This window comes from Glaciihabitans sp. INWT7, from assembly GCF_014217685.1.
Classification (GTDB): domain Bacteria; phylum Actinomycetota; class Actinomycetes; order Actinomycetales; family Microbacteriaceae; genus Lacisediminihabitans.
The window spans coordinates 2,546,356-2,562,569 of record NZ_CP043653.1 but is presented as its reverse complement, the minus strand read 5'-3'; the positions used below and the strand labels follow the sequence as shown (position 1 = coordinate 2,562,569).

General features: G+C 67.0%; 14 protein-coding genes. 10 read left to right on the top strand and 4 right to left on the bottom strand.

Features of this window, described 5'->3' with window-relative positions; genetic code table 11:
• The first annotated feature begins 61 nt into the window (after positions 1-61).
• Genes F1C58_RS12365 through F1C58_RS12355 form a run of 3 tightly spaced genes read left to right on the top strand, consistent with a single transcriptional unit; the run spans position 62 to position 2,502 of the window.
• Positions 62-1,180: a LacI family DNA-binding transcriptional regulator gene (locus tag F1C58_RS12365; protein WP_185201392.1), complete on the top strand. Its 1,119-nt coding sequence runs from the start codon at positions 62-64 to the stop codon at positions 1,178-1,180.
• Positions 1,177-1,509 carry a putative quinol monooxygenase gene (locus F1C58_RS12360; RefSeq protein WP_185201391.1) on the top strand — a complete coding sequence of 111 codons (333 nt, stop codon included), beginning with the start codon at positions 1,177-1,179 and terminating at the stop codon, positions 1,507-1,509. Before F1C58_RS12365 ends, F1C58_RS12360 begins: the two co-directional genes overlap by 4 nt.
• Before the next feature lie 33 nt (positions 1,510-1,542).
• Positions 1,543-2,502 carry a carbohydrate kinase gene (locus tag F1C58_RS12355; protein ID WP_255461095.1) on the top strand — a complete coding sequence of 320 codons (960 nt, stop codon included), beginning with the start codon at positions 1,543-1,545 and terminating at the stop codon, positions 2,500-2,502.
• Here the strand turns inward: F1C58_RS12355 and F1C58_RS12350 are convergent.
• Positions 2,499-4,748: a hypothetical protein gene (locus F1C58_RS12350; RefSeq protein WP_185201389.1), complete on the bottom strand. Its 2,250-nt coding sequence runs from the start codon at positions 4,746-4,748 to the stop codon at positions 2,499-2,501. The genes F1C58_RS12355 and F1C58_RS12350 overlap by 4 nt on opposite strands.
• A 119-nt stretch (positions 4,749-4,867) precedes the next feature.
• On the opposite strand from F1C58_RS12350, the gene F1C58_RS12345 reads away from it, so the two are divergent.
• The 4 genes from F1C58_RS12345 to F1C58_RS12330 are packed head-to-tail and all read left to right on the top strand — an operon-like array spanning position 4,868 to position 9,405.
• Positions 4,868-5,494, top strand: coding sequence for a TetR/AcrR family transcriptional regulator (locus F1C58_RS12345; RefSeq protein WP_185201388.1), 627 nt, complete (start codon positions 4,868-4,870; stop codon positions 5,492-5,494).
• Positions 5,491-6,774: an MFS transporter gene (locus F1C58_RS12340; protein WP_185201387.1), complete on the top strand. Its 1,284-nt coding sequence runs from the start codon at positions 5,491-5,493 to the stop codon at positions 6,772-6,774. Before F1C58_RS12345 ends, F1C58_RS12340 begins: the two co-directional genes overlap by 4 nt.
• Positions 6,774-8,021, top strand: a complete 1,248-nt coding sequence (locus F1C58_RS12335; protein ID WP_185201386.1) for an amino acid deaminase/aldolase — start codon at positions 6,774-6,776, stop codon at positions 8,019-8,021. The genes F1C58_RS12340 and F1C58_RS12335 overlap by 1 nt, the downstream gene beginning before the upstream one ends.
• Before the next feature lie 46 nt (positions 8,022-8,067).
• Positions 8,068-9,405, top strand: a complete 1,338-nt coding sequence (locus tag F1C58_RS12330) for a D-arabinono-1,4-lactone oxidase (protein ID WP_255461094.1) — start codon at positions 8,068-8,070, stop codon at positions 9,403-9,405.
• Positions 9,406-9,421: 16 nt separating this feature from the next.
• Here F1C58_RS12330 and F1C58_RS12325 read toward each other — a convergent pair whose 3' ends face one another.
• Together F1C58_RS12325 and F1C58_RS12320 are read right to left on the bottom strand one after the other, a co-directional pair.
• Positions 9,422-11,389, bottom strand: a complete 1,968-nt coding sequence (locus F1C58_RS12325; protein WP_185201384.1) for an amino acid transporter — start codon at positions 11,387-11,389, stop codon at positions 9,422-9,424.
• 47 nt (positions 11,390-11,436) lie between these two features.
• Entirely contained in the window at positions 11,437-11,964 is a 528-nt protein-coding gene (locus tag F1C58_RS12320) for an adenine phosphoribosyltransferase (protein WP_185201383.1), read from the bottom strand.
• Between the two features lie 166 nt (positions 11,965-12,130).
• On the opposite strand from F1C58_RS12320, the gene F1C58_RS12315 reads away from it, so the two are divergent.
• Together F1C58_RS12315 and F1C58_RS12310 are read left to right on the top strand one after the other, a co-directional pair.
• The gene (locus F1C58_RS12315; protein WP_185201382.1) at positions 12,131-12,697 is read left to right on the top strand and encodes a LemA family protein; all 567 of its coding nucleotides are present in this window, start codon (positions 12,131-12,133) and stop codon (positions 12,695-12,697) included.
• Positions 12,698-12,707: 10 nt separating this feature from the next.
• On the top strand, positions 12,708-13,604 hold the full coding sequence (locus F1C58_RS12310; protein ID WP_185201381.1) for a M48 family metallopeptidase: 897 nt from the start codon (positions 12,708-12,710) through the stop codon (positions 13,602-13,604).
• A gap of 37 nt (positions 13,605-13,641) precedes the next feature.
• On the opposite strand, the gene F1C58_RS12305 is transcribed toward F1C58_RS12310, so the two are convergent.
• Positions 13,642-14,856, bottom strand: a complete 1,215-nt coding sequence (locus F1C58_RS12305) for a winged helix-turn-helix domain-containing protein (protein ID WP_185201380.1) — start codon at positions 14,854-14,856, stop codon at positions 13,642-13,644.
• 207 nt (positions 14,857-15,063) lie between these two features.
• On the opposite strand from F1C58_RS12305, the gene F1C58_RS12300 reads away from it, so the two are divergent.
• Positions 15,064-16,191: an ABC transporter substrate-binding protein gene (locus tag F1C58_RS12300; RefSeq protein WP_185201379.1), complete on the top strand. Its 1,128-nt coding sequence runs from the start codon at positions 15,064-15,066 to the stop codon at positions 16,189-16,191.
• Positions 16,192-16,214 lie beyond the last annotated feature (23 nt).

Here is a 16,214-nt window from a genome sequence, read left to right as displayed (position 1 = left end):
CTGATGTGGGTATGATCATCACACCGTTCAACGCCGCTGTCAAACGCACAGGAATTCCTTCATGAAACAATCGGGTAACGAAGCCCCCCTCACGATCAGGGATGTCGCCCTGCACGCGGGTGTCTCTCGTGCCACCGCCTCCCGCGCCCTCTCCGACTACGGTGTCGTCAACTCCGAGACCCGGGACAAGGTGCGTCGATCCGCGGAGACTCTGGGGTACGTGCCGAACGTTCTCGCTCGCTCGATGCGGGCCGGCAAGACCCAGACGATCGGCCTCATCATCACCGAGGTCGGGCTGAGCGTCTTCGACCTCGCGATGCGTGCGGTGATCGAGGCCGCGCACCGCAAGGGCTACCAGGTGCTCGTCTCCAACACCAACGAAGACCTCTCGGCAGAGCGCGACTCGATGCGGGTGATGCTGGAGAAACAGGTCGACGGCGTCATCCTGGTTCCGAGTGCGGTGCACGACCTGCGATTCATCAGTCCCGACGCGCTCAAGGGCAAGCCGGTGACGCTCCTCGACCGCACTCTGGATTCCCTCGACCTTCCGAGCATCTCGGCAGACAACCGTGCCGGGGCGCGAGATGCGCTGGACCACTTCCGGGCCAGGGGCCACACCCGTATCGGCCTCGTGGTGGTGACCGCGAACATCCACGGCCAGACCTCCGTGCGGCCGGATGGCCTCGTCTCCACCTTGCACGACCGCACCGAGGGGTATCTCGAGGGCATGGCTGCCGCGGGCTTGCCGGTGGGCGACGATTGGGTGTGGTTCGCCGCGGACGGCGGAGAGACGGCTCGGCAGGCTGTTCGGAGCATCCTCGATTCTGCAAACCCGCCGACGGCCATCCTCGGTTCGAATGCGAACGTGTCTCTCGCGATGCTGAGTGTGGCCAAGGAACGCGGTCTCACCGTCGGTGTCGATATCTCCTACATCGGGTTCGACGATGCGCCCTTGGCGCCGGTGCTCACCCCCGGGCTCACGGTCGTCGACCTTCCCATCGAGGCGATGGCAGAAGCCGCCGTCGAGAACCTCGTGGCGCAGATCGCCTCGGACGCCGTCCACGCCGACACCGGTAGTGCCACGGCTCTTCGATCGGTCGTGTTGCCGATGAAACTCGTCGTTCGCGGCTCGGTCGGTCCCGTTTCCGGCACAGTGGCGACGGGCACCGCGACCACATGACGATCGCGCTGTACGCCGAATTCACCGCCACCGCAGGCAACCACGCTCTCGTCTCCGACCTCATCGCGGAGTTCGCACAGCAGGTGCGAGCCGAGCCGGGCAACATGGTGTTCGATCCGCACCACCGCGTCGATTCGCCCGATACGGTATTCGTCTATGAGACCTATCGTGACCAGGCCGCATTCGATGAGCACCTCGCGAGCAGCCACGGACACGACTTCAACCTGAGGCTGGGAGGACTGGTCGTGGGAGGCGGATCCCGGCTCACGATGCTGTCCCCGATCACCGTCGGCACTGGACCTGCCCCGAAAGCACTGGACCTGCCGTGAAAGCTCTGGCCCTGCCACGAAAGGATGAACCGCATGACCCGTGAAGCCCCCTCTCCCTCGGCGGGAGTGCTCGTGATCGGCGAATCGCTCATGGATGTCGTCGCCTCGCCGGGCGGCCACGACGAGCATGCGGGCGGATCGCCGATGAACGTGTCCGTCGGTCTCGCCAGGCTGGGCAGCCCGGTGCAGCTGTTGACGAACCTCGGCACGGACGCGCGCGGTGTCGTCATCGCCGACTACCTCGCCTCCGCGGGGGTTCCACTCGTGCCGGGCTCGATCGTCGACGGGCGCACCTCCACCGCGACCGCCACCCTCGATGACAGCGGATCGGCGAGCTACGAGTTTCTGATCGACTGGTCCCTGGGTTTCGTTGCCGACCTGCCCGACAGCTCGATAGTCCACCAGAGCGCGCTAGTGCATACCGGCTCGATCGCCGCCTTCCTCGAGCCGGGGGCATCCCAACTCGAAGCCATGCTCGAGGCCGCTGCGGAGCGTCGGGCGATCATCACCTTCGACCCCAACATCCGCCCCTCGATCATCGGGTCGAAGCCCGACTCGCTTGCCGTCGTCCAGCGGCTCTCCGCGCTGTCCACCGTGGTCAAGGTGAGCGATGAAGACGCCCTCTGGCTCTTCGGCGAGCTGACTCCCGACGGGGTCGTCGACCGTCTCCTGGCGATGGGTGCCACGCTCGCAATCGTCACTCTCGGGGCATCCGGAGCGCTGCTGGCGACAGCGACTGATCGTGTGAGCGTGGCGGGCCGGCGAGTCACGGTGGCCGACACCATCGGTGCGGGGGATTCCTTCATGAGTGCGGTCGTGCACAAACTACAGGCTCTCCTGCTTTCGGGAGTGGATGCGGCCGCGCTCGCCGGCGGCGACGCTCTCGACCAGACCGTGCTGGCCGACATCGGCGAGTTCGCCGTCTCCTGCGCCGCAGTCACGGTCTCGCGCCCCGGTTCGAACCCTCCCACTCTTGCGGAGGCGCTAGCTTAGTCGTGCAGCTCGACCGCGCCGGGTTCGACGAAGCGCAACCAACCCCACACGGCCACGCTGAGGGCGGCGAAGGCGCCGGCGCAGACGATCGCGCCGATCACAGGGAAGGATGCGTCGCCGCCGCCGAGCACCACGACGGAGGCGAACAGCGCGGCAACCGTGATCGTCGCCAGCCAGGCCGGTCGAGACCACTCGAATACCGCTCGCCCGGGCAGGGAGGCGATCGGGAGGATGAGCACCACTACCGATCCGAGTCCGGCGAGCGCGATGGTGGCGAGGGACTCTGCGGCCAACAGCGCCCAGAATCCCGATGCGGCTCCGAACAGGCCGTGAAGCAGCCAGGCGCCGGCGGCGAGCACGGTGACCGATCCGATCTCCACCAGGCTCACGATCGCGCGCGCTCGAGCGGCGACTGTGCTCGAAAACCCCACCCCGATGAGCACGCCGGCGATCACCGGGGGATGGATGCCCGCTACCCGCGACAGCACCGCGGCCACAACCGCGGCGAAGAGCAACAGTGGCACGAACCGCAGCCGGCCGCTGACGCGCTGCGCGAATGAGCCGCATCGGGTCGCAACGGCCACCCCGACCACGTTGAGCACGGCAAGACCGATCACCACCGCGAGGCTGAGTCTCAGGTAACGCACCTGGTCGTCGACCCCGCCGGCGATGACGATCAGCGCCGCCGCTGCCGCCAGCGGAATCGCTCCGACGACCCAGGGGTTCAACGGTGCCGATTCGATGACGGGCACGGACGCCGAAGGCCGAGCGTGATTGCGGCCGGTGAACTGCAGCGACGGCATTCGGATGCGTCCGCGAAGCGCCCCGGCCAGCAGGCGCAGCGGCAACGCGATGAGCAGCACGAATGCGATCGCGAGGAGCGGGGCGAGTGCGAGATTGCCCGACGTCACGCTGCTCGACAGGGTGGGAAGCATCGCACCGAAGGTCGTCGGAGTTCCCCAGTTGTCGATGGAGCCTCCCGGAGGCAGGGGGGTGACAGAAGGCGGTGCGCTGGGAGTCGTGCTCGGCGGGGCGGCGCTCGGCGGCGTACTCGGAACGGCGGGGGAGCCTGGCGGTCGTGGTATCGCCGGGGGAGCGGGAGCCGCGGCGCCGCGCGAACCGAAGGTGACGGTGATCGGCGCACTCGGAGCGCTGTAATTGCCCGCGGCATCCCGCTGGATCACCAGAAGGCTGTGGGGACCTTTCGAAACTCCGCCGACAATACAGCTGAAGGTGCCGCCGACGATTGCCGACTGGCAGGCGGGAAGGTTGTCGAGGTACACGTCTGCCGTGCCGGAGAGTCCGGCGGGCGCGGCCTCTCCGGTTCCCGAGACGGCGACCTGGGTGCCGGCCACCTGGCTGCCTGGTGCCGGTGATGTGATCACCGCGCTCGCCGGGGAATCCCGGTCCACGACGAGGGAGAGGGAGCCGGACAGCGACGACGATGCCCCACCGCCGAGGTCGGCGCGCGACTGCTTCGCCCGAATCACATAGGGTCCGGAGGGCACGGTGAGTACACAGGACCAGTAGCCGGCGTCGGTCGCGACGGACGAGCATCCGGCCGCCCCGCCGTCCACGACCGCGGTCACGGTGCTGCCCGCGAAGCCATAGCCGGAGATGATGCCGGTCGTCAGAGATTCGGGCGCACCGTCGATGGTGGGCGCTCCGAGCACGTCCACAGTGGCGGACAGAGGGGCGGATGCCACCCCGGCGAGCGTCTGCACCGCGATGAGGCTGATCGCGGCGCCGCTCGCCACGGCCGCGGTGCAGTCGAATTCGGTGTCATCGGAGGCCGGGATGGTGCAGAAGGGGCTGCCCGTGGCCGAGCGGGGGGAGATCACGACGCTGCTTCCCGCGTCCTTGGTGCCGCTCAGCCGCACGGCATTCGTGGGAGAGAAGTCGGGCGCGCTGAAGCTGAAGTTCGAGGGCATCGCAGACGGCGTGGGGGAGGGGCTCGGCGTGGGGGTTGCGGTCGCGGCAGTCGCCGAATCCGGCACTTCTGTCGAATCCGCCGCGCTCGGCGAGTCGGGCGGGACCGCGGCGGCTCCCAGGACCAGGACGGACTGCAACGCGAAGCCGGCGACGGCGAGCACCGTCAGGAGGCGTCGGCGGGATGCGCTCGCTCCGCGATCGCGAAACGGACGTGGGGGGACGCTCGAGCGTGAGGGCTGCACCGTGAGTCCATTCAGCACGGCATCGTGACCGATGTCAATTATCTGTGCGTGGTAATGGAAGTGAGTAATCATCCGCTCAACCGATCGAGAGGGAGGGCACCGGAGTCGATCGGCATATTGACGCGGCCGATGATCCCCGCCATGATTCAAGTCACGCGACTGGGACGAGTGACCCACAGAGAGGAGCCGGTATGGCCCGGGTAAGTTCCACAGAACGACGAGCCGCACTGGTGAGGGCCGCCCTTCGGGTCATCGACCGCGACGGCGTGCACGGCGCAACCACCCGGGCGATCGTCGCCGAGGCTGAGATGTCGCTCGCGAGCTTCCACTACGCGTTCCGGTCGCGCGACGAGATGATCCGCGAACTCATCGCCTTCGTGGTGCAGGACGAGCAGCGCGTCACTCTCGAGGCCCTCGACCGGGATGCGGACATCCGCTCGGCCGTCAGAGCCGGGCTTCAGGCATACTTCGACCTGCTGAGAGCCCATCCGTCGCGGGAGCAGGCGATGCAGGAGCTCGTGCAGTACGCGCTGCGGACCCCGGGCCTCGAGGAGTTGCCCCGGGCGCAGTATGCGAGCTATTTCCACACCGCCCGCGTCCTTCTCGAGCGCGGTGCCGAGCTCACCGCGGTGGAGTGGACCCTGCCGATCGAACAGCTCGCGCGCATTCTCATCGCGATCACCGACGGGCTCACGATCGCCTGGCTCGCCGACCGCGACGACGTCGCCGCGGGGCGCCTGATGGACTTCGCCGCGGACACGATCGGCGCGCTCGCTGTGGAGCTGCCGCTCGTCGCCGGCAATGTGGACGTCCGATGACGACCCCCGCCCTCGACCGTTCGACCACCGACTCGGTGGGGCAGGTGTTCGGCGAGCCGAAACGGCCCGTCTCCGGCGGATGGATCGCGCTCTTCGCCATTGCCTGGCTCGGAGTCTGGATGGCCCAGCTCACGCCGATCCAGCTGCTGTTGCCCGCCCAGGTCGAGGCGCAGCTCAGCGCTACCTACTGGGTCGACAAGGTGGTCGCGTTCGGCATCGTGTCGGGGATCGCCGGCGTGTTCGCGCTCATCGCCTTTCCGCTCACGGGCGCACTGTCCGACCGCACGACGTCGAGGCTCGGCCGCCGCCGGCCCTGGATTCTCGGGGGCGCGCTGGTGTTCGCCACCGCGCTCGTGTTGCTCGGCGTGCAGCAGTCGCTTCTGGGTATCGGCATCTTCTGGTCCCTGGCCCTCATCGGATTCTGCGTGCTCACCGCCGCGCTCACCGCGGTGATCTCCGACCAGGTGCCGGTGCAGCAGCGAGGATTCGTCTCGGGATGGATCTCCGCCCCCCAGGCGATCGGCACCATCCTCGGCGTGCTGCTCGTGGTGGTTCTCGTGCTCAGCCAGGTGGTGGGTTACACCGTGGTCGCGGTGCTGCTGGTGGTGCTGGTGCTGCCCTTCGTGCTGCGGATCCCGGATGCCGTGCTCCCCAGGTCCGCGAGATCGCCCCTCACCCTTCGCGGCCTCGTCGCGGGCTTCTGGATCAGCCCGCGGCAGTATCCGGACTTCGGGTGGACCCTCACCAGCCGCATCCTCGTCAACTTCGGCAACGCCTTCGGCACCTCCCTCTTGCTCTACTTTCTGCAGGACGGCCTGAAAGTAGAGCACGCCGACGATGTGCTGCTCGTGCTGATCCTCATCTACATGGTGTTCGTGGTGCTCGCCTCTCTGGTGCTCGGACGGCTCTCCGACCGGCTCGGTCGGCGCAAGGCATTCGTCTTCGCCGCCGCCGCACTCCAGGGCGTCGCGGCCCTGATGCTCGCCTTCGTGCCCGTGCTCGGTGTCGCGATGGTGGCAGCCGGAATTCTCGGTCTCGGCTACGGATGTTTCCTGTCCGTCGACCAGGCGCTGGCGACACAGGTGCTGCCCGATGCCCACACCCGCGGCAAGGATCTCGGAATCATGAATATCGCCACGGCCGTGCCCCAGGCGATCGCGCCGCTGATCGGAGCATTCGTGGTCGCCGCACTCGCGGGCTTCCAGGGGCTGTTCGTCCTCTCCGCGCTAGCAGCCCTGCTCGGTGCACTCGCCGTTCTGCCGATCCGATCGGTGCGCTGATGCCGCTGTCTCTCCTGCCGCCCGCGGACTCCCCCTGGCTCCGTCCGGCCGAATACTGGACGTCGCTCCAGGGCGCAACGGCCGAATTCGACCCCCCGTTCGGCGTGATCTCGGTGCCCGCCCTCGCCCACAATGCCTTCGACATGCTGCGGAGAGCGAGAGGCACGACCATCCGGGTCGCATCGAAATCGGTGCGGGTGCGCAGCGTGATCGATGCGGTCCTCGCTCTTCCCGGCTATTCCGGGGTGCTCGCCTACACCCTTCCCGAGGCGCTCTGGCTCGCGGAGGGCGATGATCGGCACGAGGGCATCACCGACGTCGTCGTGGGCTACCCGAGCGTCGACCGGGCGGCGATCCGGCGACTCGGGCTAGACCCGTTGCTCGCCGCGAGGGTGACGCTGATGGTCGACAGCGTCGAACAGCTCGACTACATCGACGCCGTGATCTCCCCCCAAAACCGTGAACGCATCCGAGTCTGTCTCGAGCTCGACGCCTCCTGGAATCCGAAGGTACTCGGCCATCTCGGCACCTACCGTTCCCCGGTCTTCACCGCACAGGATGCCCGGGCTCTCGCCGAACGAATCGTCGCCCGCCCCGGATTCGCGTTGGTCGGGCTGATGGCCTACGAGGGCCAGATCGCCGGGCTCGTGAACGAGCCGGCGAGCGCAGCCCGGGGCGCGGCAGTGCGCTGGATCCAGAAGAATTCGGCCAACGAGCTTGCCGCGCGACGGGCGCAGGCCGTCGCGGCGGTGCGTTCACTCGCCGACCTCGAGTTCGTCAACGGAGGCGGCACCGGTTCGCTCGAGTCGACCAGTGCGGAGGAGGCGGTGACCGAGGTCGCTGCGGGCAGCGGGTTGTTCGGCCCTCATCTCTTCGACCACTACCGCCACTTCCTCCCGGCTCCCGCCGCCTCTTTCGTGCTTTCGGTGGTGCGCAAACCCTCGGCGCAGATGGCGACGTTACTCGGCGGCGGGTGGGTCGCATCCGGTCCGCCCGGGGTCGATCGGCTTCCCGTCGTGGCCTGGCCGGAGGGCACCAAGATGGTCCCCAACGAGATGGCCGGAGAGGTGCAGACCCCACTCACCGGCGAGGCGGCTGCCCGGCTGCAGGTCGGTGACCGCGTGTGGCTCCGGCACACGAAGGCCGGCGAGCTGAGCGAGCACCTCGATGCTTTCGTACTGGTGGACGGAGATCGCGTCGTCGAATCGGCACCGACCTACCGCGGCGAAGGCAAGGTCTTCCTGTGACAGATTCGAAACGCGCTCGCAGTAGAGTCTCGCTGAGGAGTGAATGGTGACAGTCGAAACAGCGATCGCGGGCATCACCCCGGGCACGACCTGGCGCAACTGGGGTCGTTCGGAGTCGGTGCGTCCGCTCCTGATGGCGTGCCCGTCGAGCGTCGACGAAGTGGCGGCGATCGTGCGTTTCGCCCGCGAGCGCGAGTTCACCGTGAAGACCGTCGGCGCCGGTCACAGCTTCACCGCCATCGCCCGCGCGCAGGATGTGCAGCTCGACGTGTCACGCCTCGAGGGACTGCTCGGAGTCGACCTGCCGCGAAACCGAGTCACCCTTGCGGCAGGAACCAAGCTGCACCGACTGCCCGCACTGCTCGGCCCCTACGGGCTCGCTCTGCCGAATATGGGAGACATCGACCGGCAGACCATCGCCGGAGCGACCTCCACCGGCACCCACGGCACCGGTGCGCGCTACCCCGGTCTCGCCGCTCAGATCGTCGCGGTGACGATGGTGACGGCGGATGGCTCGATCATGCGCATCAGCGAGACCGAGAACCCCGAGCTCTTGCCCGCTGCACGCCTCGGACTCGGTGCGCTCGGCATCCTCGTCGATCTCACTCTGCAGTGCGTGCCGGCCTTCCTGCTGCACGCCGTCGAACGCCCCGGGGGCTTCGACGAGGTGCTCGACGGGCTGGACCAGCGCGTGGCCGCCGTCGATCACTTCGAGTTCTACTGGTGGCCGCACACCGACGGTGTGATGACGAAGTCCAACACGCGGCTGCCCGTGGATGCCGAGCGGCACCCCGTCGGCCCGGTGGCCGCGTTCCTGGAAGACCGAGTGCTGTCGAATGCCGTGCTCGCCATGCTCTGCAACGTGGGCCGGGTGGCACCGGCGCTCACGCCGGGGATCAACCGTCTCGCCACCCGCGTCTACGGCAACCGCACCTACACCGATCACTCCTACGAGGTCTTCGTCAGCCCGCGCACCACCCGGTTTCGCGAGATGGAGTACGCGATCCCGCGGGCGGCGATTCCGGATGCGCTGCGGGACATCCGATCGCTCATCGATTCGCGCGGCTGGCGGATCTCCTTCCCGGTGGAGGTGCGCGTCGCGGCCGCGGACGAGAACTGGCTATCGACCGCGTCACAGCGCGACAGCGGCTACATCGCTGTGCACCGCTACTTCCGCGACGACCCGGAGGAGTATTTCCGGGGCGTCGAGCAGATCATGCGGGGCTACCAGGGGCGGCCGCACTGGGGCAAGATCCACTACCAGGACGCAGAGTCACTCGCGGCGGTCTATCCGCATCACGCCGACTTCGTGGCCGCGCGTGATCGACTCGACCCGGACCGGGCGTTCACCAATGCGTACCTGGATCGCGTGCTCGGCGTCTGAGTGCGTGCTCGCCGGCTCAACTCGCGTGCACTCCGGGTCGACGCTTCGGGTCCTTCTCCGATTCACGAAGCACCTCGCGGGTCACCGGTGCGACATCGCCGACCCCGGTCACGAGGAATTTGAACATGTTGGAGATCGGGTTTCCCGAACTCCACTCGAAGTAGATCGTCGGCACCATTCCGGTCTCGTCGCGGATCTGCAGCAGCACCGCGGCGATGGTGTTCGGGATGTTGCCGCTGTTCACCTCGAGCACCCGGTAGCCGTGCTTCTCGATGCCGCGCACGAGCAGGTCCTCCTCGAAGTCGGAGGAATCAGCCGGGTGCACCTCGAGGAAGATGATCTTCGACTTCTGGGGGATGTGGCTGAAGCGGCGCTCGTCGGAGTTCTTCTTCTGGTATTCCGACTTGCTGCCGTCATCCGGTTCGTTCGCGATGATGCGGATGTGACCGTGGGCGGCATCGGCGGTCACGAACTCGAGGGCGGTGGCGTCCAGCTCGACCGAGGTCGCCCGCAACTGCAGCGATCGCTGCACCCGCGACACTATCGAGATCACCAGGATGCCGATGATGAAGAGCGCGGCGATACGGATGCCGTCCGGCCGTTCCCGGATGTTCTGGATGGTCGTGTAGAGGAACACCAGGGCGATGAAGGCGAACCCGACGGTGCGCTTGCGCTGCTTCTTATGCAAGGCGGAGAGCGTCACCGCGACCGACGCCGAAGTGATCAGCACCAGCACGCCCGTGGCGTAGGCGCCTCCCTGGGCATCCACGTTGGCCTGGAAGACGATGGTGATGAGGAACGCGATGGCGGTGAAGACGAGCACGAGAGGCCGGACGGCGCGCGCCCAGTTCGGCGCCATCCCGTACTTGGGCAGGTAGCGCGGCACGAGGTTCAACAGCCCGGCCATGGCGGATGCCCCCGCGAACCAGAGGATGCAGATCGTCGAGAGGTCGTAGAGGGTGCCGAAGAACGGTCCGAGGTATTCATGTGCGAGGTAGGCGAGCGCCCGCCCGTTGGCCGGTCCACCAGACTGGAACGCCTTCTGCGGGATGAGGATCGTCGTGACGAGGCTCGACGTGATGAGGAACGCGCTCATGATGATGGCCGCACTCGTGAGCAGCCGATGGGCCCCGCGGATGCGCCCGGCCGGCTTCGCATCGGTGTCGCTCGCGTCGCCGGTGATCTGCGGCATCACCGCGACCCCGGTCTCGAAGCCGGAGAGTCCCAGGGCGAGCTTCGGGAACACGACGAGAGCGATTCCCACGATCACCAGCGGATTGCCGTGCTGCGTGTTGACCGCGCTCCACCAGTTGGTCACATCGATCGGATGCGCGAAGATCTGGCCGATCGAGACCAGGATGACCACCACGTTGAGAGCGAGATACACCGCGACGAGCACCACGGCGATGCCGATCGCCTCCCGGAATCCGCGAAGGAAGACGCCTCCGAGCAGCGCGACGAGCACGAGGGTGATCAGTACCTCGTTGCCGTGGAACCACCCGGGAGCGAAGGGGTTCTCGATGGCGTGAGCCGAGGCATCCGCCGCGGAGAGGGTGATGGTGATCATGAAGTCGGTGGCGGCGAACCCGAGCAGCACCAGCACGAAGAGCTTGCCTGCCCACCACGGCAGCAGTCGCTCGAGCATGGCGATCGATCCGGATCCACGGAAGCTCTCACTCGCCACCCGACGATAGACGGGCAGGGCGCCGAACAGGGTGAGAGCGAGGAGCACGATGGTCGCGAAGGGGGAGAGGAGCCCCGCGGCCACTGCGGCGATCGCGGGTTGGTAGCCCAGCGTGGAGAAGTAGTCGACACCCGTGAGGCACATGACCCTCCACCACGAGTGCGTCTTCTCGGCTACCTGAGCGTGCGGCCCTTGATGCGACCCGGAGCGCTCGGTCAGCCCCTGCAACATCCAGCGGCGGAATGCCCCCGTGGTGCGAGTCGATTCGGAGCTGCGCTGCTGCGGCGGCAGGGAAGACATGAGTGCCCCTCTCTCGGAGGTCGAACCTCACTCGCCAAGAATATCGCTCAGATGGTGAGCAGTGAATTCACCCGACGATCAGGAAGCTTGTCGGTTCCGTGCAGCTCTCCGAGCTCGAGCACGACGCTGATTCCGGCGACGCGCCAGCCGGCGCGTTCGACGAGTCGACAACTGGCGGCAAGGGTGCCCCCGGTGGCCAGCACATCATCGAGCAACAACACTCGAGTGCCCGGCTCGAGTTCGTCGGGGTGCACTTCTAGCGTGCCCGTTCCGTATTCGAGCGTGTATTCCTCGGTGATGACGGCGCGGGGAAGCTTGCCCGGCTTGCGGATCATCACGCAGCCGAGCCCCGTCGCGTAGGCGGCACCGGCGGCGAGCACGAAGCCGCGTGCCTCCATTCCGGCCAGGGCGTCGAATTTTCCGGCAAAGGGCGCGAGAAGCGCGTCGATCACGGAGGTATAGGCCGGTCCATCGGCGAAAACCGGACTGAGGTCACGAAAGACGATTCCCGGCGAGGGGAAGTCGACGACCTTCCTGCTGAGGCGTTCGATCGCTTCGCGGGCGTCCTGTGACATCCGTGCTCCTTGAGGTTTCCCGTGGCCGTGCTGACAGTAGAGCCTGTCACGACTCGGCGTTCGCTCCGAGTGTGCTCCAAAAAAGCGGGGTCGGAATGGGTCGCGGATATAGTTGTCTCGTCCTGCGGTTCGCCGCTTCGCAGCATCCAGTTCCGAGAGAATGGTCATGGATACCCTCATCGTCGTCGGCGTCATCGTCGTACTCGTCGTCATCATCGGCATCTACCTGTGGTCGACCTACAACGGGCTCGTGCGTCTCAACGTGCGCGTCGACGAAGCCTGGAGCGACATCTCGGTGCAGCTCAAGCGCCGCGCCGACCTGCTGCCGAACCTCATCGAGACCGTCAAGGGCTACGCGGCTCACGAGTCCGGCGTGTTCGAGGCCGTGACCAAGGCTCGTGCCGAGTCGATCAGTGCGTCGACCCCGGCGGATGCGGCAGCGGCCGAGAACCACGTGCAGAGCGCCCTGAAGAGCATCTTCGCCGTCGCGGAGGCGTATCCGCAGCTTCAGGCCAGCCAGAACTACCTGCAGCTGCAGGGCGAACTCGTCGACACCGAAGACAAGATCCAGGCCTCTCGGCGTTTCTACAACGGGGGAGTGCGCGAGCTCAACACCAAGATCAAGACCTTCCCCAACACGCTCTTCGTGCGCGGTCTCGGCTTCACCGAGCGCGACTTCTTCGAGGTGGTGGACTCCGCGGCCATCGCGGAGCCGCCTCGCGTCCAGTTCTAGCTAGAGCTCCATGTATCGCGCTATAGCGAAGAACAAACGCAACACAGTCTTCATCATCCTGCTGTTCCTGCTGATCATCGGCGCCCTCGGAGCGCTTGCCGCGTATGTCTACAACAGCCCGTCGATCGCGATCACGGTGATCGTCATCGCGGTGGGGTACGCCGCGATCCAGTACTTCGCGGCCTCTCGGCTGGCGATCTCGATCTCGGGCGGCCAGGAGATCCAGAAGTCCGACAATCCGCGCCTGTACCGCATCGTGGAGAACCTGTCGATCACCGACGGCCTTCCCATGCCGAAGGTCTACATCATCAACGATCCGGCGCCGAACGCGTTCGCCACCGGCCGCGACCCCGAGCACGCGTATGTCGCCGCGACCACCGGACTGCTCGATCTGATGGACGACTCGGAGCTCGAGGGTGTGATGGCCCATGAGATGGGCCACGTACAGAACTACGACACCCGGGTGTCGATGATCGTCTTCGGCCTAGTCGTGGCGGTCGGGTTCATCGCAGACCTGTTCCTGCGCTTCGCCTTCTTCGGTGGCGGGCGCGGCAACGACCGCAATGGCGGTGGGGGCGGCGGCAACCCCATCGTGCTCGTGTTCGGCCTCGCCGCGATGATCGTCGCGCCTCTCGTCGCGGCCGGCGTGCAGGCGGCGATCTCACGCCAGCGCGAGTACCTCGCCGACGCGACAAGCGCGATGACGACGCGAAATCCGGATGCCCTGGCCAGTGCGCTCCAGAAGCTCGGTGAATACGGACGCCCGATGCGCAAACAGAACTCCTCCATGGCGCACCTGTGGATCTCCGACCCGACCAAGCCGGGCTTCATGAGCCGGCTGTTCAGCACGCATCCGCCGATCGAGGACCGGGTCGCCCGGCTCCACAAGATCGGTGGCGAGTTCTAGACACGGCCCTCGAGCACCCGGGATGGGGTGGCGTGAGCTATTCGGCCATCGGCAGGGCCTGCACGCCGAGCTCCGCGGCCAACGCGGGAGAGAGGTCACCCCTGGCCACGACCTCGATGCGCTCGAGCCCCTGCCAGGAGGCGGTCTCGCGCAGCAGGATCGCGAGCCTCGCCGCCGTCGCGGGCGGGGCATCCGGCTCGGTCCAGGCCGATTGCACGCGCAGCACGCGGTTCTGTCGATCGTTTTTGAGGTCGACCCTGCCCGCCAGTCGGTCATCGATCAGCAGCGGCAGCGTGTAGTAGCCGAACACTCTCTTGTGGGCGGGCGTGTAGATCTCGATGCGGTAGTGGAAACCGAACATCCGCTCGGCCCGCGCGCGCTCCCAGACCACAGGATCGAAGGGAGACAGCAGGGCCGTCGCGTCGATGCGCCGTGGAATGCGCGCCTCACGATGCAGGAAGGCCGGCCGGTTCCAGCCCCGCACCGTCACCAGCACCAGCTCCCCGGCATCCACCAGGTCGTTCACGGCCGCTCGTGCCGGTTCGTTCTTGATGCGGTAGTAGTCGGCGAGATCGGAGAGCGTGCCGATGCCGTGCGCGCGAGCAGACAGTCGAAGCAGCTCGCGGATGGCCTCAGCCTGAGGCACTTCCCGCTCGAACACAGCAGTCGGAAGGGCTTCCGACGCGAGTGCATAGCGACGCTCGAACCGGGAGCGCCCGGCCGAGACCGCCTCGCCGAAACGGAAGAGCCACTCGAGTCCGGTCTTGACTTCGGACCAGCCCCACCAGCCCCCCTCTCCCTTGCCGGTATCGTGCTCGATCTCGCTCGCGGCCACCGCGCCACGTGAGACGAGCTCCGCGCGCAACCAGTCGAGCATCGGACCGTTCTCGGCCACCCAGCTGCCGGGCGTCGAATACCGCGCCCGGTTCGCCTCCATGCGCCAGCGGTAGAGCGGCCAGGTCTCGACCGGGATGATCGCGGCCTCGTGTGCCCAGTATTCGACGAACCTGCTCTTCCGCCCGAAGGTGAGGCGGTCGAGATCGGCCTTGTCGTAGGCGCCGATCCGGGCGAACATCGGCAGATAGTGGCTGCGCTCGAACACGTTCACCGAGTCGAGTTGCAGCAGCCCCAGCCTGTCGATCGTGGAATTGAGCTGGCGGATGCCCGGATCGGCCGGACGTGGCCGCCCGAATCCCTGCGCGGCGAGCGCGATTCGGCGGGCCTGGGCGGCGGAGATCTCGCGGTCGCTCACTTCTCGGCACAATCTGGCACGCCTCGACACTATCGAGGCGCGGAGACCTTTCGCCGCCCCGTTTGGGTGCCGTAGGGTCGTCGTTAGCCTCCCGTTCACCGACGGGACCCATGGCGGACAGTGTCGTTGCCTAGCCTCCACAGAGGTCGTGACGGTACCCACTGTCTGCTCACAGCGCAGGCGGCCGAGCGGCCCAATGGAGGAAAAGTGTTCAACAGGCGCACCATCGTCGGAATCGCAGCAGTCGCCGCGATCACCATCTCACTCAGCGCGTGCTCCAGCACGCCGACCCCCGCAGCATCCGGCGCCGCGGACGCCAAGACCGCAACGAGCGTCTCCGCATTCGGTGACATGGCCGGCCTGGTGAAGGCAGCCAACAAGGAGGGCGCACTCAACGTGATCGCCCTGCCCGACAACTGGGCGAACTACGGCAAGATCATCGCCGCGTTCAAGAAGAAGTACCCCAAGATCACCGTCAACTCCGCGAACCCCGACGGCTCGAGCGCCGAGGAGATCAAGGCTGCCGACGACCTCGCCGGCCAGGACACGGCTCCGGATGTCTTCGACATCGGCCCCGCCGTCGCCCTCGCCAGCACCGCGAAATTCGCCCCGTACAAGGTCTCCACCTGGGCCGACGTTCCCGAGGCCAATAAGGAGAAGACCGGTCTCTGGGTCAACGACTACACCGGACTGATGTCGGTCGGCTACGACTCCAAGGTGATCAAGACGGCACCGAAGAAGCTCTCAGACCTGCTGGGAAGCGCCTATAAGGGCAAGGTCGCCATCAACGGAGACCCGACCCAGGCCGGTGCGGCCTTCGCTGCGGTCGGACTCGCGGCCATCCAGAACGGTGGCACCGCCGACGACTTCCAGCCGGGCATCGACTTCTTCCAGAAGCTCAGCAAGGCGGGCAACTTCCTCACGCTCGACCCGACCCCGGCGACGATCGCCTCCGGCGAGACCCCGGTCGTCTTCGACTGGAGCTACAACAACCTCGCGCAGGCCGCGACCACCCCGAACTGGAAGACCGTCGTCTTCCCGGGCAGCGCCTACGGCAGCTACTACAACCAGGCGATCAACAAGGACGCTCCGCACCCCGCGGCCGCCCGCCTCTGGGAGGAGTTCGTCTACAGCCCCGCCGTGCAGAACCTCTATCTGGCCGCCGGCGCGTTCCCGGTGCAGATCGCCGCGATGGACAAGGCCGGCACGACAGACAAGAGCGCCCAGGCCGTCGCCGGCAAGATGCCGTCCGAGTTCGTCTCTCCGACGGATGCCCAGACCACCAGCGCGGGCGCACTGCTCACCGCGAAGTGGGCTGCGGCAGTAGCCCAGTAGCACCATCTCAACCGGAAAGTCCC